The following is an 18384-nucleotide window of genomic DNA, read 5'->3' as shown; positions in this document are numbered from 1 at the left end:
TTATTGAATCGTGGCCAGCGACGGCCGCGCGTGGCGTTCCGAATCGATCAACAGCAGTTGTGCACGGGCAGCCTTGAGCGTCGCCACATCGCGCGCCAGCGGACGGTCGCGCTGCGGGACCTGCGGCCGCCAGGCCTGCTGGCGGTGCATGGCCGGCGGCGCCTCGTAGCGCTGCACGGCCAGCGGCCGCGTTTCAGCCGTGCCTACGGAGGCTTCCGCCCCCGCATTGCTCACCAGGCGCGTGGCCTGGGCGCCGCTCTCGCAGGGCTGGTCGGTCAGCGTCACATGGCCGGCGCCATCGACGCATTTTAAAATGTCGGAACCCGCCAGCGCGGCGGGAGTGGCGGCAATCGCCGCACAGATCAGGGTCAGCTGAGAGGCCAGGCGCTTCATGGCAGGCTCCATCGATACGATGGAACCATTGTCCCAGCCGAGACCGGCTCACTCTGTTAGGTGCTTCACGGTGCGCGGACATTGTCAAAAAAACCACGCATGAGTTAACTCGTCGGCTCAGGGACGGCGCGCCACCAGCTGGACCTCGACCAGGAAGCCGTAATGCAGGCCCGGCACCGGCACCACGGCACGCGCCGGCTTGTGTTCGCCGAACACGCGCGCATAGATATTGTTGAACGCAGACCAGTGCTCGACGCCGGCCAGATAGGCGGTGCACTGGACGACGTCATCGAAGCCGCAGCCGGCTGCGCGCAAGACCTTTTCGCACTGGTCGAAGACGGAATTGCATTGCGCTTCGAACAGGGCGTCCTGGGCGATGTCCTTCGAAGGCAGTATGCCCGACAGGAACACCAGGCCGCCGGCCGCGACCGCCTGCGAATAATGCCCGGCAGGCGCCGGCAGTTCGCTCGACTGGATGAACTCCATCAAGCCACTAATTCCGCGAAGCGCGAGAGGTCGACGTTGCCGCCGCTGATCAGGATGCCGACGCGCTTGCCGGCAACCGGCACCACGCCGCACAGGGCCGCCGCCGCGCCCAGGCAACCGGTCGGCTCGACCACCATCTTCATGCGCTCGGCAAAGAACTTCATGGTCTCGACCAGCTGCGCATCGCTCACCGTGACGATGTCGTCGACGCGGCGCCTGATCACCTCGAAGTTGTGCTCGCCCACGTGGGTCACCATGGCGCCGTCGGCGATCGTCTTCGGCACGCCGATGTGGACGATTTCGCCTTTCCGCAGCGATTGCTGGCCGTCGTTGCCGGCTTCCGGCTCGACGCCGATCACTTTGCAATCCGGGGACAATCCGCTCGCCGCCAGCGCGCAGCCGGCCAGCAGGCCGCCGCCGCCCAGCGGCACCAGGAGGATGTCGAGCGGGCCGACTTCCTCGAACAATTCCTTGGCCGCCGTGCCCTGGCCGCAGATCACGTCCCGGTGGTCGTAGGGCGGAATCAGGGTCATGCCGCGCTCGTCGGCCAGGCGGCGCGCGATCTCTTCGCGGTTTTCCGTAAAGCGGTCGTAGAAGATCACTTCGCCGCCATATTCCTTCGTCGCCTGGATTTTCAGGGCAGGGGCGTCGTTCGGCATGATGATGGTGGCGCGGATACCCGCCAGGCGCGCCGACAGGGCGATCGCCTGCGCGTGATTCCCCGAGGAGAAGGTCAGCACGCCGGCCGCGCGCTGGGCGTCGTCGAAGCGCGCGATCGCGTTGTAGGCGCCGCGGAACTTGAAGGCGCCCATGCGCTGGTAGTTCTCGCACTTGAAGAACAGCTGGCCGCCGGTGCGGGCGTTGGCGGTGGTGGAGCTGAGCACCGGTGTGCGGTGAGCGGCGCCGTCGAGGCGCGCGGCGGCCTGTTCGACGTCGCTGTATTGAAGGTTGTCGGTCATGGTATCGAGAGAGAAAAAAATCAGCTTGCAAGCGGCAGCGCCAGCTGCACCAGCAGCCCGCCGCCTTCGCGGTTGCGCACCGTCAGCTCGGCATTGTGGCGGCTCACCACGCGCTCGACGATGGCCAGGCCGAGGCCCGCGCCGTTCGCCTGCCCGCGCGCCGTGTCGAGGCGCGTAAAGGGCTTCATCAGCTGGGCGATCTGGTCTTCGGGCACGCCCGGGCCATGGTCGGCGATCTCGACGACGGCGCGCCGGCCTTGCGGCGTGCTGCGGACGTGGCAGGCGAAATCGAGTTCGGTGTAGTCCTGGCCCGGCGTGCGGGCATAGCGGCGCGCGTTCTCGATGACATTGTTGATCACGCGGCGCAGGTCGATCTCGTTGCCCAGCACCTGCACGTCGTCTTCGATATCGGTACGAACCTGCATGCCGGGCAGGCGCGTCGCGTGCTGGGCGCAGTCGGCCAGCAGGTGCGAGACCTGCACCGGCACGAAGCTCGAGGCCTCGGTCGGCTTGGCGTAGTCGAGGAACTGGCCGATGATGGCGTCCATCTGGGCGATATCGGACTGCATGCCTTCGCGCGCATCGGTGGACAGGTTCGCCATCTCGAGTTCGAGCTGCATGCGCGCCAGCGGCGTACGCAGGTCGTGCGAGATGCCGGCCAGGATCACGGCGCGGTCCTTCTCGACCTGCGCCAGGTCTTCGACCATCTGGTTGAAGCTGCGGTTGGCCTCGATGATCTCCTTCGAGCCCTTTTCAGGCAGCGGGGCGGGGCGCTCGCCCTTGGCGATCACGCGCGCGGCCGCCGTCAGGCGCGCAAGCGGCAGGTTGATCAGGCTCGAAATGAAGGCCGCGCCCAGCAGCGAGAGCACGCCCACCACGCTGGCCCAGCCGAGCCACTGGACGCGCGTCAGGCCGGCGATGCGTTCGCGCTCCAGCATCAGCCAGTATTGGTCGTCCTCGATGTTAAAACTGATCCAGAAGCCGGCCATGCCGTTCACGCGGCTGGAAAAGCGCGTCTGCGCGCCCAGCTTGTCGCGCACGGCGGCGGCGATTTCCGGCATCAGGGGGTTGTTCGGCGGCGGATCGACCTTGTCGGTGTCTTCCAGCGTGAAGATGCGGATGCCTTCGTTCGAGACGAGTTCGAACAGCAGTTCGCGCCGCAGTTCGGGCGCGGAGTGGGTCAGCGCCGCCTTGGTGATCGTCACCACCGACACCACCAGTTCCGCCGTCTGCTGGACTTGCGGGCCGCGCTGGAATACGTTCAGCATGCCGATCCAGGAGCCCATCGACAGCGTCGTGAGCAGGGAGAGCAGGAAGAAGGTGCGCCAGAACAGGCCGCTCTTCATCCAGCCCATGCGGCCGGCCTTGGCCGGAGAAAACGAAGCTAGCACTAGCGCGGCTGTCCTTCAGGGATGAAGACATAGCCCAGGCCCCAGACCGTCTGGATATAGAGCGGGCTGGAAGGATCGGGTTCGATCAGCTTGCGCAGGCGCGAGATCTGGACGTCGAGCGAGCGGTCGAAGACCTCGTATTCGCGGCCGCGGGCCAGTTCCATCAGCTTCTCGCGCGACAGCGGCTGGCGCGCGTGGCGGGCGAACACCTTCAGCACCGAGAATTCGCCGGTGGTGAGAGGCACCGTCTCGCCGTTTTTCTTGAGCGTGCGCGTGCCGAGATCGAGCACGAACTGGCCGAACTCGAAGGTCTGCGGGGTTTCCGAGGGCGCACCCGGGATTTCGTCGGGCCCCTTGCGGCGCAGGACGGCGCCGATGCGGGCCACCAGTTCGCGCGGATTGAAGGGCTTCGGCAGGTAGTCGTCGGCGCCCATTTCGAGGCCGACGATGCGGTCGACGTCCTCGCCCTTGGCGGTCAGCATGATGATCGGGGTCTGGTCGCCGGCGCCGCGCAGGCGGCGGCAGATCGACAGGCCGTCTTCGCCGGGCAGCATCAGGTCCAGCACCAGCAGGTCGTAGCGCTCGCGCAGCCAGAGCTTGTTCATCGCCGGCGCGCTTTCCGCGGTGACGACCTGGAAGCCCTGCTCGGTGAGATAGCGCCGCAGCAGGTCGCGCAGGCGCACGTCGTCGTCGACGACCATGATCTTGGCGCTATGGCCGCCAGCCGCGGCAGGGGCGCTGCCCGTGTTCGAAGTGGATGCAGGATTCATATGCTTAATTTGTCAGATTCATATCGCTATGGTAACTTCTGTCCGCGCTGATTTTGGGATTTACAGACAGGGCATTACATTGTGTTACAAACTTTACCCAATCAGGCTTATCCCGGAGCGTACTTCCCCCTACACTGGGAACCAATGAAAGACAGCTTATCCGTTTATCCAGCACCACGGAAGAGGAACACCATGACAAACGCGCTCGACAAAACCAATGCAGCAGCCCAGGCGAACAGCCGGCTCGCCCGCCTGGCGCGCCGTGGTGTGGTCCTGGCCGTGCTCGCCTGTACCGGTATCGGCGCGGCCCAGGCACAATACCATGGCCGCCGTGACGATGCCCAGATGCAGCCGCCCCCGTCCGTCCGTGGCGAGCGCCTGCAGGCGCCGCCCCCGCAGATCGAACAGCCGCGCGAACAGCGCGGGTATGAGCAGATGCGCGAGCAGATGCGCGAACAGCAGCAACAACGCGCCTTCGACGAACAGCGGCGCCAGGCGGCCCAGATGCAGAACGATCCGAACCGCGAAGGCAGCCGGCGCGGACGCCTGACGCCGGACGAGCGGCGCGACCTGCGGCGCCAGATCAACGAAGCGGGGATGGATATCTACCCGAACGCGCAGCGGCGCTGAAGACGGGGGAAGTGAACGAAAGCCGGGCTGGTCCCGGCTTTTTCTTTGCCTTCATTCCAAATGGATGAGAATTTGTGAGAATGTTGTTGGCGATTATTTATTTATCCGTAACAACATGATACGCTGACACGCTGCATGCCTTGATTTCCCATCAAGGACCGGCCATCCACCTGGAGCAGGATCGTGTCAGATACCGCTGTCGCACCTCCCCCCGCGCCCGCCGCGCGCTTTGCCCCGACCGGCCCGGAGCACTGCATCGACCGCCGTCCCGACGGCGTCTATGCCGATCCGGCCGTACTCGGCACCACGGTATTGGCCGCCGTCGACAGCATCCTACGGTCGGGCAATATCCTCAGCGGCATCGATTATCCGGTCCTGATCAAGGCGCTGTACGGCACCGGCCCGGCGCTGCCGACCGGTCCCGACGGCCAGCCGCTGGTACGGCTCGCCAACGACGTCGTGCCGTTCAACGCCCAGCGCCGTCAACTGTACCGTTCCGTGAAGATCGCCGACGGCGAAGCCGAATACTGCTTCGAGCCGGTGTTCCTGGCCGGTCCCAGCGGCGAGGCCGAGGTCCCGACCCGTCTCGACCTCGACGAATTCGTGGCCGACATGTGGCTCAAGGGCATCCGCTTCGGCATCGACCTGGCCAGCGTGCGCGCCGGCATCGCCAATCCGGCGCTGGGCCGGGTCGTGGTGGCGCGCCGCCTCGAGCCGGAAGCGGGCGTCGACGCAACCGTGGTCGAGGTCTCGGACGACATCCACCGCAGCGATGCGCCGCGCCAGCTCTCGAACGGCAAGCTCGACCTGATGTGCTTCCAGAACCGCTTCCCGCAGGTCAAGGGCGGCACGCGCCTGCTGCAGAAGCTGCCGACAAAAGTCGGCAAGCCGGGCTTCGAACTCTCGGGCATCCGGATCGAACCGGCGGCGCCGCGCGACCTCGACTTCGCGACCCATGCCGGCGACGGCACCCGCGTCGAGAAAAGCGCGGACGGCGAGTACCTGGTGGCGGCGCGCACCGGCTTCCTGAACGTCGACCCGAAGACGCACAGCATCGCGGTGGGCGACAAGATCGTCAGCCGCGACGGCGTCAGCGCCAGGACCACCGGCAACCTGCAGCTGACGGGCGACTACGAGGAGTTCGGCGACGTCCAGGAAAAGCGCATCATCGAAGGCAACGGCATCACCGTGCACGGCAACGTGTACGGCGAGATCCACTCGCGCGGCGGCATGGTGCGCCTGCGCGCCAACCTGGTCGGCGGCAGCGCCCACAACGCGCGCGGCGACATCCAGGTCGACGGCGTGACGGCCAACGCGGTCCTGCAGGCCACGGCCGGCATGGTCACCCTGCAGCGCGCCGAAAACTGCGTCGTCTCCGGAACGCGGGTGCGCATCGAGCACGCCGTCAACTGCGAGATCATCGCCGACGAGGTCTCGATCGGGACCGCCGAAGGCTGCGCCCTGGCCGCGCGCCGCGTCCAGGCCGACGCCACCGCACCCTGGCGCGAGAGCGAGATGCTGGTGTATGCCATGGCGGCCGATTGCAGCCGCATCGACGAGGTGCTGGAACAGATCGGCGCGCGCGTGCAGCAGTTCGAGGCCGCCGCCGCGCGCCACAAGGCGGAGCTGGCCCAGCTGTGCGCCCAGCCCGCGGTGCGCAAATACCTCGAGATCGCCGGACGGGTGCGCAGCGGCGAGATGAGCCTGACCCCGGCCCAGGCCCAGCAGTTCAAGCAGATGGGGCAGGCCGTCGCCCATGATTTACAGAAGATCGGCGAGGTCTCGGCGGCGCGCAAGGCGGTCGAGGGAGAACAGGCCGAAGGCAAGGCACTGCTGGAGCGCTTCACCGCCCAGCGCGCCGAGCGCGCGGCCGGCAGCGCGGTGACGCTGCGCCTGCTGCAGGGCGAGACGCAAATCCGCCTGCTGCCCTTCGATCCGGACGGCCCCTGTTTCTACAACCTGCCGGCGCGCGAGATCAAGGCGCAGCTGCGCGGGAATGCCGGCACGGTCCTGCACGCGGCAAGCGCGGGCGGCTACGCCTGGGGCGGCGCCGGCCCGGTCTTGTAATGATGGTGTAAGGAAAGATTGACTGCTCTCAACGAGGGCAGGAGGGCCTGGCCCTAGCATGGTGACTGTTACCGAAAGGAATCATCATGCACAAGGACATCATGGCAACTCAACCGGCAGCCAACCAGTTCCTGAGCTTCAAGCTCGGCGGGCTCGAATACGGACTCGATTTCGGCAAGGTGCAGGAACTGCGCATCCTGAAGTCGCTCGAACGCTTTGCCGCCGACGGCGCCATTGTCGAGGGCGTGGCCGTCTCGCGGGGCGTAATCATGCCCATCGTCGACATGCGCGCCGCCTTCTGCGGCCATCCGGTCGAAACCAAGCCGACCACCGACGTGATCATCCTCAAGTTGTCGACCTGCGTGATGGGGATGGTGGTCGACGGCGTGACCGACGTCGTGACCCTGCTGCCGGAACAGATTTCGCCGATTCCCGGCGCCGATGGCGGCGCGATCGACTACCTGATCGGGTTGGGGGTGACGGGCGGGCGCAGGCTGATCCTGGTCGATATCGACCGGCTGATGTCGATCGACAAAAAGAACAGCCAGCGGCAGGTGGCGTGAATGCGTACGGTGGGCACGGAGCGCCCACCCTACGGACGACTTAAGGTAGGGTGGGCGCCCCGAGCCCACCGCTTTTACGCAGCATTTGTAGGGTGGGCACTCCGTGCCCACCGATTTACGCTGCCAATCCTTCCAGCTGCTCCTGCAACTCCAGCCACTCGTTCTCCAGCGTCCCCAAATCGCGCGCGCAGAAGGCCTGGTCCGCGACCAGGTTCTTCAATTCTTCCTTCTTGTCGGCCTCGTAGATGCTCGAGTCGAGCAGGCGCGCGTCGATGTCGGCCTTCTTCGCATTCAGCTTGGCCATCTGCTCCTCGATGCGCTTGATGCGGTTCTCGATCGGCTTCTTCAAGGCGGCCACGCGCTGACGCTCCTCGGCGTCCAGGCGCTTCTGCTCCTTGCGGTCCACCAGCGGTGCGGGCGCCGCGGCGGCAGCCGGCGCAGCCGCCTTGGCCGCCGGCTTCGCGCCCGGCAGCGCCTCGCTGCCTTTGCCGAGCTTGGTCTGGAACAGCCATTCCTTGTAGTCGTCGAGGTCGCCGTCGAAGGGCTGCAGGCGGCCGTCGGCGACGATGATGAACTGGTCGGTGGTGGCGCGCAGCAGGTGGCGGTCGTGCGAGACGACGACCAGCGTGCCTTCGAACTGCGCCAGCGCCATGGTCAGCGCCTCGCGCGTCTCTAAATCCAGGTGGTTCGTCGGTTCGTCGAGCAGCAGCAGGTTCGGACGCTGCCAGACGATCAGGGCCAGCGCCAGGCGCGCCTTTTCGCCGCCCGAGAAAGGCGCGATCGGGCTGGTCACCATGGTGCCCGGGAAGTTGAAGCTGCCGAGGAAGTTGCGCAGCTCCTGCTCGCGCACGGTCGGCGCGATCTTCGCCAGGTGCCACAGCGGCGACTCGTCGTGGCGCAGCATCTCGACCTGGTGCTGCGCGAAATAGCCGATCGACAGGCCCTTGCCGAGGGTGGCGTGGCCGGTGAGCGGCGCCAGTTCGCCGGCGATGGTCTTAATCAGCGTCGATTTGCCGGCGCCATTCACACCCAATAAGCCGATCCGCTGGCCGATCTGCAGCGAGAAATTGATGTGATTGACGATGGTCTTGGCGCCGACCTTGTCGCCGTGACCGTCGAGCAGCGGATAGCCCGCGTCGACGGCTTCCAGCACCAGCAGCGGGTTCGGTGCGGCCAGCGGATCGCGGAATTCGAAGGAGAATTCGGCCGCCGCGCGCAGCGGCGCCAGTTCTTCCATCTTGGCCAGCGCCTTCATGCGGCTCTGGGCCTGGCGCGCCTTGGTGGCCTGCGCCTTGAAGCGGTTGATGAAGGACTCGAGGTGGGCGCGCGTGCGCTGCTGTTTTTCGAGGGCGCTGGCGGCCAGCACCATCGCCGCGGCGCGTTGGCGCTCGAAGGACGAGTAGTTGCCGCCGTAGCGCTTGAGCTTCTGTTCGTCGATGTGGACGATCACGTTGACGATCTCGTCGAGGAAGTCGCGGTCGTGCGAGATGATGATCAGCGTGCCCGGATAGCGCTTCAGCCAGTCTTCCAGCCAGATGATCGCGTCCAGGTCCAGGTGGTTGGTCGGTTCGTCCAGCAGCAGCAGGTCGGAAGGGCACATCAGCGCCTGCGCCAGGTTCAAACGCATGCGCCAGCCGCCCGAGAAACTCGCCACCGGCTGCTGCATCTGCTCGAGCGAGAAACCCAGGCCCAGCAGCAGCTGTTCGGCGCGCGACTGCACGGTGTAGGCGTCGGCGTCGGCCAGCGCGCTGTGCACGTGGCCCATCGCGATGCCGTTTTCCTGCGTGTGCTCGGCCGCTTCCAGCGTGTCGAGTTCGGCCTGCAGGCGGCGCAGGTTGACGTCGCCGTCGATCGCGTATTCGAGGGCGGGGCGGTCCAGCGCCGGCGTCTCCTGCGCCACGTAGGCCATGCGCCACTTGGCGGGGAAATCGATCTCGCCCTGGTCGGCATGCAGTTCGCCGCGCAGCATGGCGAACAGGCTGGATTTGCCGGCGCCGTTGGCGCCGATCAGGCCGATCTTGTCGCCGGGGTTCAGGGTCAGGTCGGCGCCTTCCAGCAGCGGCTTGGTGCCGCGCATCAGGCTGACGTTCAGGAAGCGGATCATGCGTGTGTCTTTATGCGTTCTGCAGTTGTTCGGCGGTCAGCAGGAACACTGCCTCGTCGCCGGCGCTGGTTGTGAGCCAGGTCAGGCCCAGGTGGCCGAAGGCCGCTTCCGCGTATTCGGCTTCGTTGCCGATCTCGACGACCAGGATGCCTTCCGGCGTCAGGCGTTCGGCGGCGCCGGCCACGATCTTGCGCACCAGGTCCATGCCATCGAGGCCGCCGTGCAGGGCGATCTGCGGCTCGCGCAGGTATTCCGGCGGCAGCTTGCTCATCGAGTCGGCGTTCACGTAAGGCGGATTGGTGACGATCAGGTCGTACTTCTTGAACGGGACGTTTTCGTACAGGTCGGACTCGATCGGGTTCACGCGGCCTTCCAGCTTGTAGTCGCGGATGTTGCGCTCGGCGACCGCCAGCGCATCCTTCGAGATGTCGACCGCATCGACCACGGCGTTCTGGTACACGTCGGCCATCATGATCGCCAGGCAGCCGGAGCCCGTGCACAGTTCGAGCACGTTCTCCACCTGGAACGGGTCGTTCACCCAGGGGCTGAAGAAGTTCGGGATCAGTTCGGCGATGAAGGAACGCGGCACCAGCACGCGCTCGTCGACGTAGAAGGCATAGGTGCCGAGCCAGGCTTCGTTGGTGATGTAGGCGGCCGGCACGCGTTCGCTGGTGCGGCGCTCGATCACGGCCAGCACCTGCAGCACTTCTTCAGGCAGCAGTTTCGCATCGAGGAAGGGATCGAGGCGGTCGAGCGGCAGTTTCAGGGTGTGCAGGACCAGGTAGGCCGCTTCGTCGAAGGCCTCGGCGCTGCCGTGGCCGAAGAACAGCTTGGCCGCATTGAAGCGGGAAACGGCGTAGCGCAGCAGGTCGCGCGGGGTGCTGAAAGGAGTCGTGGTCATGTTGTTCTCGCGTGTTCCGGTTAAGCTGCCAGGAGATTTTCCAGCGTGCGGCGGTAGATGTTCTTCAAGGGATCGATGAAGCGCAGCTCGACGTGCTCGTCGATCTTGTGGATGCTGGCGTTGGGTGGGCCGAATTCTATCACCTGGGGGCAGATGCGGGCGATGAAGCGCCCGTCCGAGGTCCCGCCCGTGGTCGACAGTTCGGCCGCTACGCCGGTCTCCAGCTTGATCGCGCTGCACATGGCGTCCGACAGCGTGCCCTTCGGCGTCAGGAAAGGCTGGCCGGACAGGGTCCATTCGAGCTCGTATTCGAGCCCGTGGCGGTCGAGGATGGCGTGCACGCGCGCTTCCAGGCCCTCGGCCGTGCTCGCGGTCGAAAAGCGGAAGTTGAATTCCAGCGTCAGCTGGCCCGGAATGACGTTGTTGGCGCCGGTGCCGGCGTGGATGTTCGAGATCTGCCAGGTGGTGGGCGCGTAGTACTCGTTGCCTTCGTCCCAGACTTCGGCGGCCAGTTCCGCCAGCGCGGGCGCGGCCTGGTGGATCGGGTTGCGCGCCAGGTGCGGGTAGGCGATGTGGCCCTGCACGCCCTTGATCACGAGGTGGCCCGAGAGCGAGCCGCGGCGGCCGTTCTTGATCATGTCGCCCAGGATGTGGCTCGACGTCGGCTCGCCGACCAGGCAGTAATCGAGCTGCACGCCGCGTTCTTCCAGCAGGTCGCAGACGACGGCGGTGCCGTCCACGGCCGGGCCTTCCTCGTCGCTGGTGATCAGGAAGGCGATCGAGCCGTCATGGCCGGGGTGGGAAGCGATGAACTCCTCGCAAGCGATCACCATCGCCGCGATCGAGGTCTTCATGTCGGCCGCGCCGCGGCCGTACAGCCGGCCGTCGCGCACGGTCGGCGTGAAGGGCTCGGAGGTCCACTGCTGCACGGGCCCGGTCGGCACCACGTCGGTGTGGCCGGCGAAGACGAAGACGGGCGACTCGGTCCCCTTGCGCGCCCACAGGTTGGTCACGCCGTTCGAGACGATCGATTCGCACACGAAACCGAGCGGCGCCAGCAGCTCAGCCAGGCGTTGCTGGCAGCCCTTGTCGTTGGGCGTGATCGAATCGAGGGCGATCAGTTCGGCCGCCAGCTCCTGGGTGCGCGAGGTCCTGATCATGCCGCCCCCACGAGGCGCGTGTAGGCATCCGGCGAGAAGCCGACCGACAGCAGGCCGTCGCCTTCCAGCACCGGACGCTTGATCACCGAGGTGTTTTCCAACATCAGCTCCAGGGCCGAGGCCTTGTCGGTGACCGCCGCCTTGCGCGCGTCCGGCAGATTGCGCCAGGTCGTGCCCTTGCGGTTGACCAGGGTTTCCCAATCCAGCGTCTCGAGCCAGCGCGCGGCTGTCGCGCGGTCCAGGCCCTGTTTTTTGAAGTCGTGGAAGCTGAAGTCGACGCCGTTATCAAGCAGCCAGGTGCGGGCTTTCTTGACCGTGTCGCAGTTGGGAATACCGTAGAGTGTCTTGTTCATGGGCGTCAGTAAGTCGAGGCAAGGAAGCTTGCCATGTGCGCAGTAAATCGGGAAGGGCGTGAGAATAGCATAGACGCATCCCGGCCGGAGATGTCGCACACGGGGCGAAAGATACCGAACTGCCGGGCAGCGCGGGTGTCTCAGGGGGAGGAGCCGCATGTCGCGGCCCTCTACTTCAAGGAGCTCCGCCATGAAAGCCATGTTTGCCGCGCTGGCCGCCGCGCTTGCCTTGCTGGTATCCGGCTGCGCCACCGAGTATTACAACGCACCCCATGAGATGGCCGAGGTGTATGGGGCCTATCCGCTGTCCGACGGCGACACGCTGCGCATCGAGAAAAAGGGCAACCGCCCCTATGCACGCCTGGACGGCACCGAGCCGATGCGCCTGACTTCGATCGGCCCGCTCGAATTCGTCACGCAGGACCAGTCGCTGCACCTGCAGTTCGCGCCGCTGGCCTTTACGACCGAGGTGACGGTACAGCGGCTCAGGTATTGAGCGTGAACTCGGTGAACGAGGCTTCCGGCGGCTCGTCCTTTTTATTGGCGGCCTCCTGAGTCCCTTGCGCCGGCCCGTTGTTGAGCAGCCAAAGCAGGTTGGTTGCCGAGTCGGCGTTCGCCAGCGCCTCGTCCTGGGTGACGAGGCCTGCCTGCACCAGTGCCAGCAGCGCGCCTTCGAAGGATTGCGAACCGGGCGAGAGGCTCTTGTCCATCGCTTCCTTGATCTGGCTGAGCTCACCCTTTTCGATCAGGTCGGCGATGTAGCGGGTATTGAGCATGATCTCGACGGCGGGCTGGCGCGTGCCCCCGGCGGCGGACTTCACCAGGCGCTGCGAGACGATCGCGCGCGTGGCCGATGCCAGGTCCTGCAGCAGGGCGGGGCGGTTCTCGACCGGGTAGAAGCCGATGATGCGGTTCAGCGCGTTGTAGCTGTTGTTGGCGTGCAGGGTGGCCACGACCAGGTGGCCCGACTGGGCATAGGCAAGGGCCGCGCCCATGGTCGCCTGGTCGCGGATCTCGCCGATCAGGATCACGTCTGGCGCCTGGCGCAGGCTGTTGCGCAGGGCCAGTTCGAAGTCGAGGGCGTCGCTGCCGATCTCGCGCTGGTTGACGATCGATTTCCTGTTCTTGAAGAGGTACTCGATCGGATCTTCCAGCGTCAGGATGTGGCCGGTGCGCTGTTCGTTGCGGTAGTCGAGCATCGAGGCGATGGTGGTCGACTTGCCGGAACCGGTCGCGCCCACGACCAGCAGCAGGCCGCGCTTTTCCATGATCAGTTCCGCCAGCACCGGCGGCAGGCCGAGCTCGCCCAGCGGCGGGATCGTGGCCGGCACGAAGCGGAACACGGCCGAGACGCTGCCGCGCTGGCGGAAAGCCGACAGGCGGAAGCGCCCGAGGTTGGGCACCGAGATGCCGGTATTGAGTTCGTTGGTGCGGTTCAGTTCTTCCAGCTGCTCCGGGGTCGTGACTTCGTTCAGCAGCGAATCGATGTTGTCGCGGTCGAGCTTGTGCTGGTTGATCGGGATGAGGTTCCCGTTGATCTTGATGTGGACGGGAGAATTCACCGCGAAGAACATGTCCGACGCGTTTTTTTCTTTCATGAGCTGGAACAGGCGGTCCATGGCCATGTGGTGGGTCTCCCGGGTGGTGCGATGTTGTGGTGAATCAGCAGCCGGCCGTAGCGCAGCCGAAAGCTTAGATCCCGCGCAGCAGTTCGTTGATACCTGTCTTCGAACGCGTCTGCGCATCCACGCGCTTGACGATCACGGCGCAGTACAGGCTGTATTTGCCGTCCGCCGATGGCAGCGAACCCGAGACCACGACCGAACCCGAAGGCACGCGGCCGTAGGTCACTTCGCCCGTCTCGCGGTTGTAGATCTTGGTCGACTGGCCGATGTACACGCCCATCGAGATGACCGAGTTCTCTTCGACGATCACGCCTTCGACGATTTCCGAGCGGGCGCCGATGAAGCAGTTGTCTTCGATGATGGTCGGGTTGGCCTGCATCGGTTCCAGCACGCCGCCGATGCCGACGCCGCCCGACAGGTGGACGTTCTTGCCGATCTGGGCGCAGGAACCGACGGTGGCCCAGGTGTCGACCATGGTGCCTTCGTCGACGTAGGCGCCGATATTCACGTACGAGGGCATCAGCACCACGTTCTTGCCGATGAAGGAGCCGCGGCGCGCGACGGCCGGCGGCACCACGCGGAAGCCGCCCTTGGCGAAATCGTCTGCGGTGTAGTTGGCGAACTTGGTCGGTACTTTATCGTAGAACTGCATGCCGCCGCCTTCGACGGGCACGTTGTTCTCCAGGCGGAAGGACAGCAGGACCGCCTTCTTGATCCACTGGTTGACGATCCATTCGCCGCCATCTTTTTGCGCCACGCGCAGGGTGCCCGCGTCGAGGCCGGCCAGCACTTCGGCCACGGCGTTGCGCACGTCCGCCGGAGCGGTCGATGGGCTGAAGTCCGCGCGCTGTTCCCACGCGGTGTCGATGATGTTCTGGAGTTGTTGGGTCATGATGATGATCTCGGTTTCAGGATGCGGATGTTAGTGCGTGGCGCGCAGGCTCTGGCAGAACTGGACGATGCGGTTGGCCGCTTCCAGCCCCTCGTCGACGCCCGCCACCAGGGCCATGCGGATGCGATTGCGGCCCGGATTGGTCCCGTGCGCGTCGCGCGCGAGGTAGGATCCAGGCAGAACCGTCACATTATATTCGGCGTACAGCCGGCGTGCGAACTCGGTGTCCGACAGCCCGGTGCGCCGCACGTCGGCCCACAGGTAGAAGCCGGCGTCCGGCAGTTCGACGTCCATCACCTCGCGCAAGAGCGGGGTAATCAGGTGGAACTTTTCCTTGTACAGGTTGCGGTTGTCCTGCACGTGGGCTTCGTCGCCCCAGGCCGCGATCGATGCGGCCTGCACGACCGGCGACATCGCGCCGCCGCAGTAGGTACGGTAGAGCAGGAACTTCTTCATCACGGCCGCGTCGCCGGCGACGAAACCGGAACGCATGCCCGGCACGTTCGAGCGCTTCGACAGGCTCGAAAACACGATCAGGTTCGTGTAGGCATGGCGGCCCAGCTGGTGCGCCGCTTCCAGCGCGCCCAGCGGCGGGTTGGCCCCGGTATAGATCTCGGAGTAGCACTCGTCGGCCGCGATCACGAAGCCGTGGCGGTCGGACAGCGCGAACAGTTCGCGCCAGTCTTCCAGCGTGAGCACGGCGCCGGTCGGGTTCCCCGGCGAGCAGACATACAGCAGCTGCACGCGCGCCCACACGTCGTCGGGCACGGCGCTGTAGTCGGGCGCGAAGTTGCGCGCCGGGTCCGAGTTCACGAAGTACGGCGTCGCACCGGCCAGATAGGCCGCGCCTTCGTAGATCTGGTAGAAGGGGTTCGGGCACAGCACCAGCGGATCCGGGCGATTGGCGTCGATCACCGCATGGGCGATCGCGAACAGCGCTTCGCGCGAGCCGTTCACCGGCAGGATCATCGTGGCCGGATCGAGGGGCGGGATGCCGTAGCGGCGCTCCAGCCAGCCGGCGATCGCGGCGCGCAGCGGCTCGCCGCCGACCGTGCTCGGGTAATTCGACAGGCCGGCCACCGCATGCATCAGGGCCTTTTCGATGAAGGGCGGCGTCGGATGCTTCGGTTCGCCGATGCCGAGGCTGATCGGGGCCAGCGCGGCGTTGGGCGTCACGCCGGCGAATAGCTCGCGCAGCTTTTCGAAGGGGTAGGGATGGAGTTTGTCGAGGTTGGGATTCACGGCGGTCAGCAGTCAGCGCGATGCGAAAACAACCATTATATGCCGATAAATCCGAGTAACGCGCAGGGTGCCCCGTTAGCCGGCGCCGCGCAGCGCCTCCTCGCGCCAGGCCCCGGGGTTCGTTCCCGACCATTCCTTGAAGGCGTGCGTGAACGCGCTCTGCTCCTGGTAGCCGAGCAGGAAGGCGACGTCGAGCAGGGACAGGCTGTCCTGGCGCAGGTAGTCGCGCGCCAGCGCATAACGCGCCTCGTCCAGCACCTGCTGGAAGCTGGCCCCGGCCTCGGCCAGCTTGCGCTGCAGGGTGCGCGGCGACAGCGCCAGCCCGGCCGCGATCGATGAGAGCCGCACGCGGTCCTGCGCCAGGTTGCGGATCACCGCCGCGCGCACGGCGGCGACGATGGGCGGCGGCGCGCACAATGCCGCGCGCTGGCCGAGCAGGCGCTCGGCATGCTGCTGCAGCACCGGATACAGGCTGATGTCGGCGTTCGGCAGCGGCAGCGCCAGCAAGGCGGCATCGAAATGCGCCGTGTTCGCGGGCGCGCCGAAGCGCGGCAGGGCGCCGAAGACGCGTTCGTATTCGGCATGGCCGGCGCTGCCCGCGTGCGTGAACGCGATGCACGCCGGCGGCAGCTGCCCGCCCGCGAGCCAGCGCCCGAAGGTCTGGATGCCGGCGAAGACGCTGTCGGCGAGGTGGCGGCTGGCTTGCGGATAGTGGCTGATCCACGCGTATTCGGCGCTTGTGCCCTGCAGCGTCAGCTGCGAACGTCCGAGATCGTGCGCGAGGGCTTCGTAGCGCATGGTCTGCTCGAAGACCTGGCCGAGGTCGCGGCAGGCCAGCAGCACCAGGCCGTAGACGCTGTAGGTGCCGAGCTTCACGCATTCGCCCACGTGCAGGCCGAAGTGTTCGTCGTGGGCCAGTGCCGCGCCGGCGTCGAGCAGGCGCAGGTAGTCTTCCGCCGCCAGCGAATCGGGCAGCGGCTGCAGGGCATCATCAGGCAGACCGGCGGCACGGGCCAGCGCCTGCGGCGTCACGCCGCGCGCGCCGGCGGCGTCGAGCAGGGGCTGCAGGTAGGAGCCGGTGACCCGGCGCTGGGCGAGCGTGTCGATAGTTGGCGCGAATGAGCAAAGCAATGTCATAAAGGAGCAATACGCGGCAGGCGTTCTCGCTTACTCTGGCATGAATGTCAATAAAAGTATAGAGGGGACGGGCGCATGCGCAGGTGGAACGGCTGGGGCGACGAGACGATCGATGTGGAGATGAATGCGGATGCGCTGGGCTTCCTGGAGGCGCGCATTGGACCGGGCCAGGCGCCAACCGACGCGAGCTTCGAACAGGCCTGCGCCGCGATCCGCGCGAGCCGCTTAAGCCCGCATCCGCTGGTCGACACGAACACCTCGGTACGCGCCCTGCATGCCCTGGGCCAGAGCCTGCCCGACTGGCTGCGCCTGCGCCATGGCCGCCTCGGCGCGGTACCGGACGGCGTCGCCTTTCCGGAAAGCGCGGACCAAGTGCGCGCGCTGCTGGCCTATGCGGCCGCGAACGGCGCCGCCGTCGTTCCCTACGGCGGCGGCACCAGCGTCGCCGGCCACCTGACGGCGTCGCTCGACCAGCCCACGCTGTGCATCGCCTTGACCCGCCTGCGCGCGATGCGCAACCTCGACACCGAATCCCAGCTCGCCAGCTTCGGCGCCGGCGTCACCGGCCCCGACCTGGAAGCCCAGCTGCGCGCGCACGGCTACACGCTCGGCCACTTCCCGCAATCCTTCGAGTACTCCACGCTGGGCGGCTGGGTCGTCACCCGTTCGTCCGGCCAGCAGTCGCTGCGCTACGGCCGCATCGAGCAGCTGTTCGCGGGCGGCAGGGTCGAGACCCCGGCCGGCACGCTGGATATTCCGACCTTCCCGGCCTCCGCCGCCGGCACCGACCTGCGCGAACTGGTGCTCGGCTCCGAAGGACGGCTTGGCATCCTGGTCGACGCGACGGTGCGCGTGACCAAGCTGCCCGACTACGAAGCCTTTCATGCGGTGTTTTTCCCCGACTGGGACAGCGCCCAGCGCGCCGTGCGTACGCTGGCGCAGGCGCGCCTGCCGCTGTCGATGCTGCGCCTGTCGAACGCCGTCGAGACGCAGACGATGCTGGCGCTGGCCGGCCACAAGCGCCTGGTCGGCGTATTGGAGAAATGGCTGCGCCTGCGCGGCTGCGGGGAGGGCAAGTGCATGCTGCTGGTCGGCGCCAGCGGCAACAAGGGACAGGCCCGTGCCGCCCTGCGTGCCGCCTTTGCGATCGCACGCGGCGAGCGCGGGGTGCACATCGGGAAGGGACTGGGCGAGCGCTGGCGCCACAACCGCTTCCGCAACGTCTACCTGCGCAATGCGGCCTGGCGCCAGGGCTACGCCATCGACACGGTCGAAACGGCGCTCGACTGGCCGGGCGTGAACGGCGCCATGGCGGCCATCGAGGCCGCCGCCGCGCAGGCCCTGGGCGAACACGGCGAGCGCGTGCACGCCTACACCCATCTGTCGCACCTGTACCCGCAAGGCGCGAGCGTGTATTCGACTTTCGTCTATCGGCTGGCGGGCGATTACGAGACGGATCTGGCGCGCTGGCGTAGCCTGAAAAGCGCGGTGTCGGAAGCCATCGTCGCCAGCGGCGGCACGATCAGCCACCAGCACGGCGTCGGCGCCGATCACGCGCCCTGGCTGGAAGCGGAGAAGGGACACCTGGGACTGGAGGCGATGCGCGCGCTGTTCAATCGTTTCGATCCGGATGGACGCATGAACCCGGGCAAGCTGGTGCTGCCGTGAGCGCCCTCTGGCCGCAGGGATGGCGCACTCATGGTAGCAACAG

18 protein-coding genes are annotated in these 18384 nt (G+C 66.5%); 5 read left to right on the top strand and 13 right to left on the bottom strand.

Annotated features, from left to right (window positions below; translation table 11 throughout):
* The 5 genes from ACFPQ5_RS13815 to ompR form a co-directional block, all read right to left on the bottom strand.
* Positions 1-393, bottom strand: a complete 393-nt coding sequence (locus ACFPQ5_RS13815; protein WP_379756445.1) for a DUF4124 domain-containing protein — start codon at positions 391-393, stop codon at positions 1-3.
* Between the two features lie 117 nt (positions 394-510).
* Positions 511-879 (bottom strand): RidA family protein, encoded by a 369-nt coding sequence (locus ACFPQ5_RS13810; RefSeq protein WP_379760117.1) that lies wholly within the window; start codon positions 877-879, stop codon positions 511-513.
* The gene (locus ACFPQ5_RS13805) at positions 879-1838 is read right to left on the bottom strand and encodes a threo-3-hydroxy-L-aspartate ammonia-lyase (protein ID WP_379756442.1); all 960 of its coding nucleotides are present in this window, start codon (positions 1836-1838) and stop codon (positions 879-881) included. Before ACFPQ5_RS13805 ends, ACFPQ5_RS13810 begins: the two co-directional genes overlap by 1 nt.
* A gap of 20 nt (positions 1839-1858) precedes the next feature.
* Complete coding sequence (locus ACFPQ5_RS13800) at positions 1859-3193, bottom strand: ATP-binding protein (RefSeq protein ID WP_379760115.1); 1335 nt, start codon at positions 3191-3193, stop codon at positions 1859-1861.
* A 35-nt stretch (positions 3194-3228) separates the two neighbouring features.
* Positions 3229-3930: an osmolarity response regulator transcription factor OmpR gene (gene ompR, locus ACFPQ5_RS13795; protein WP_229425647.1), complete on the bottom strand. Its 702-nt coding sequence runs from the start codon at positions 3928-3930 to the stop codon at positions 3229-3231.
* A gap of 261 nt (positions 3931-4191) precedes the next feature.
* Here ompR and ACFPQ5_RS13790 point away from each other — a divergent pair, with 261 nt between their 5' ends.
* The 3 genes from ACFPQ5_RS13790 (at position 4192) to ACFPQ5_RS13780 (ending at position 7259) form a co-directional block, all read left to right on the top strand.
* Positions 4192-4629 carry a hypothetical protein gene (locus tag ACFPQ5_RS13790; protein ID WP_379756439.1) on the top strand — a complete coding sequence of 146 codons (438 nt, stop codon included), beginning with the start codon at positions 4192-4194 and terminating at the stop codon, positions 4627-4629.
* Between the two features lie 183 nt (positions 4630-4812).
* Entirely contained in the window at positions 4813-6696 is a 1884-nt protein-coding gene (locus ACFPQ5_RS13785) for a flagellar assembly protein A (protein ID WP_379756436.1), read from the top strand.
* An 86-nt stretch (positions 6697-6782) separates the two neighbouring features.
* On the top strand, positions 6783-7259 hold the full coding sequence (locus ACFPQ5_RS13780; RefSeq protein ID WP_379756433.1) for a chemotaxis protein CheW: 477 nt from the start codon (positions 6783-6785) through the stop codon (positions 7257-7259).
* Between the two features lie 115 nt (positions 7260-7374).
* Here the strand turns inward: ACFPQ5_RS13780 and ACFPQ5_RS13775 are convergent, their stop codons facing one another.
* From ACFPQ5_RS13775 to ACFPQ5_RS13760, 4 genes are read right to left on the bottom strand one after another with little or no spacing between them, the layout of a single operon-like run.
* Complete coding sequence (locus ACFPQ5_RS13775; protein ID WP_379756430.1) at positions 7375-9363, bottom strand: ATP-binding cassette domain-containing protein; 1989 nt, start codon at positions 9361-9363, stop codon at positions 7375-7377.
* A gap of 10 nt (positions 9364-9373) precedes the next feature.
* The gene (prmB, locus tag ACFPQ5_RS13770; protein WP_379756427.1) at positions 9374-10264 is read right to left on the bottom strand and encodes a 50S ribosomal protein L3 N(5)-glutamine methyltransferase; all 891 of its coding nucleotides are present in this window, start codon (positions 10262-10264) and stop codon (positions 9374-9376) included.
* Positions 10265-10284: 20 nt separating this feature from the next.
* Positions 10285-11424: a succinyl-diaminopimelate desuccinylase gene (dapE, locus tag ACFPQ5_RS13765; protein ID WP_379756424.1), complete on the bottom strand. Its 1140-nt coding sequence runs from the start codon at positions 11422-11424 to the stop codon at positions 10285-10287.
* Positions 11421-11777, bottom strand: coding sequence for an ArsC family reductase (locus tag ACFPQ5_RS13760; protein WP_379756421.1), 357 nt, complete (start codon positions 11775-11777; stop codon positions 11421-11423). The genes dapE and ACFPQ5_RS13760 overlap by 4 nt, the downstream gene beginning before the upstream one ends.
* A 190-nt stretch (positions 11778-11967) precedes the next feature.
* Here ACFPQ5_RS13760 and ACFPQ5_RS13755 point away from each other — a divergent pair, with 190 nt between their 5' ends.
* Complete coding sequence (locus ACFPQ5_RS13755) at positions 11968-12273, top strand: hypothetical protein (protein ID WP_379756418.1); 306 nt, start codon at positions 11968-11970, stop codon at positions 12271-12273.
* Here ACFPQ5_RS13755 and ACFPQ5_RS13750 read toward each other — a convergent pair.
* From ACFPQ5_RS13750 to ACFPQ5_RS13735, 4 genes are all read right to left on the bottom strand, one after another.
* Positions 12263-13402: a PilT/PilU family type 4a pilus ATPase gene (locus ACFPQ5_RS13750; protein ID WP_379756415.1), complete on the bottom strand. Its 1140-nt coding sequence runs from the start codon at positions 13400-13402 to the stop codon at positions 12263-12265. The genes ACFPQ5_RS13755 and ACFPQ5_RS13750 overlap by 11 nt on opposite strands.
* 67 nt (positions 13403-13469) lie before the next feature.
* Entirely contained in the window at positions 13470-14294 is an 825-nt protein-coding gene (gene dapD, locus ACFPQ5_RS13745; protein ID WP_379756411.1) for a 2,3,4,5-tetrahydropyridine-2,6-dicarboxylate N-succinyltransferase, read from the bottom strand.
* 30 nt (positions 14295-14324) lie between these two features.
* Positions 14325-15536, bottom strand: coding sequence for a succinyldiaminopimelate transaminase (dapC, locus tag ACFPQ5_RS13740; protein ID WP_379756408.1), 1212 nt, complete (start codon positions 15534-15536; stop codon positions 14325-14327).
* A 75-nt stretch (positions 15537-15611) separates the two neighbouring features.
* Positions 15612-16673, bottom strand: coding sequence for an AraC family transcriptional regulator (locus tag ACFPQ5_RS13735; RefSeq protein WP_379756405.1), 1062 nt, complete (start codon positions 16671-16673; stop codon positions 15612-15614).
* 75 nt (positions 16674-16748) lie between these two features.
* On the opposite strand from ACFPQ5_RS13735, the gene ACFPQ5_RS13730 reads away from it, so the two are divergent.
* Complete coding sequence (locus ACFPQ5_RS13730; RefSeq protein WP_379756402.1) at positions 16749-18341, top strand: FAD-binding oxidoreductase; 1593 nt, start codon at positions 16749-16751, stop codon at positions 18339-18341.
* Positions 18342-18384 lie beyond the last annotated feature (43 nt).

The organism is Massilia suwonensis (assembly GCF_042655665.1).
In the GTDB taxonomy this organism is placed as follows: Bacteria; Pseudomonadota; Gammaproteobacteria; order Burkholderiales; family Burkholderiaceae_D; genus Telluria; species Telluria suwonensis.
Note: the sequence above shows the minus strand (reverse complement) of the source record. Positions and strands in the feature narration are given on the sequence as shown.

Coding starts and splice junctions, on each gene's coding strand:
- ACFPQ5_RS13815 (WP_379756445.1), bottom strand. CDS start 393: ATGAAGCGCCTGGCCTCTCAGCTGACCCTGATCTGTGCGGCGATTGCC.
- ACFPQ5_RS13810 (WP_379760117.1), bottom strand. CDS start 879: ATGGAGTTCATCCAGTCGAGCGAACTGCCGGCGCCTGCCGGGCATTAT.
- ACFPQ5_RS13805 (WP_379756442.1), bottom strand. CDS start 1,838: ATGACCGACAACCTTCAATACAGCGACGTCGAACAGGCCGCCGCGCGC.
- ACFPQ5_RS13800 (WP_379760115.1), bottom strand. CDS start 3,193: ATGGGCTGGATGAAGAGCGGCCTGTTCTGGCGCACCTTCTTCCTGCTC.
- ompR (WP_229425647.1), bottom strand. CDS start 3,930: ATGGTCGTCGACGACGACGTGCGCCTGCGCGACCTGCTGCGGCGCTAT.
- ACFPQ5_RS13790 (WP_379756439.1), top strand. CDS start 4,192: ATGACAAACGCGCTCGACAAAACCAATGCAGCAGCCCAGGCGAACAGC.
- ACFPQ5_RS13780 (WP_379756433.1), top strand. CDS start 6,783: ATGCACAAGGACATCATGGCAACTCAACCGGCAGCCAACCAGTTCCTG.
- ACFPQ5_RS13775 (WP_379756430.1), bottom strand. CDS start 9,363: ATGATCCGCTTCCTGAACGTCAGCCTGATGCGCGGCACCAAGCCGCTG.
- prmB (WP_379756427.1), bottom strand. CDS start 10,264: ATGACCACGACTCCTTTCAGCACCCCGCGCGACCTGCTGCGCTACGCC.
- dapE (WP_379756424.1), bottom strand. CDS start 11,424: ATGATCAGGACCTCGCGCACCCAGGAGCTGGCGGCCGAACTGATCGCC.
- ACFPQ5_RS13760 (WP_379756421.1), bottom strand. CDS start 11,777: ATGAACAAGACACTCTACGGTATTCCCAACTGCGACACGGTCAAGAAA.
- ACFPQ5_RS13755 (WP_379756418.1), top strand. CDS start 11,968: ATGAAAGCCATGTTTGCCGCGCTGGCCGCCGCGCTTGCCTTGCTGGTA.
- ACFPQ5_RS13750 (WP_379756415.1), bottom strand. CDS start 13,402: ATGGCCATGGACCGCCTGTTCCAGCTCATGAAAGAAAAAAACGCGTCG.
- dapD (WP_379756411.1), bottom strand. CDS start 14,294: ATGACCCAACAACTCCAGAACATCATCGACACCGCGTGGGAACAGCGC.
- ACFPQ5_RS13735 (WP_379756405.1), bottom strand. CDS start 16,673: ATGACATTGCTTTGCTCATTCGCGCCAACTATCGACACGCTCGCCCAG.
- ACFPQ5_RS13730 (WP_379756402.1), top strand. CDS start 16,749: ATGCGCAGGTGGAACGGCTGGGGCGACGAGACGATCGATGTGGAGATG.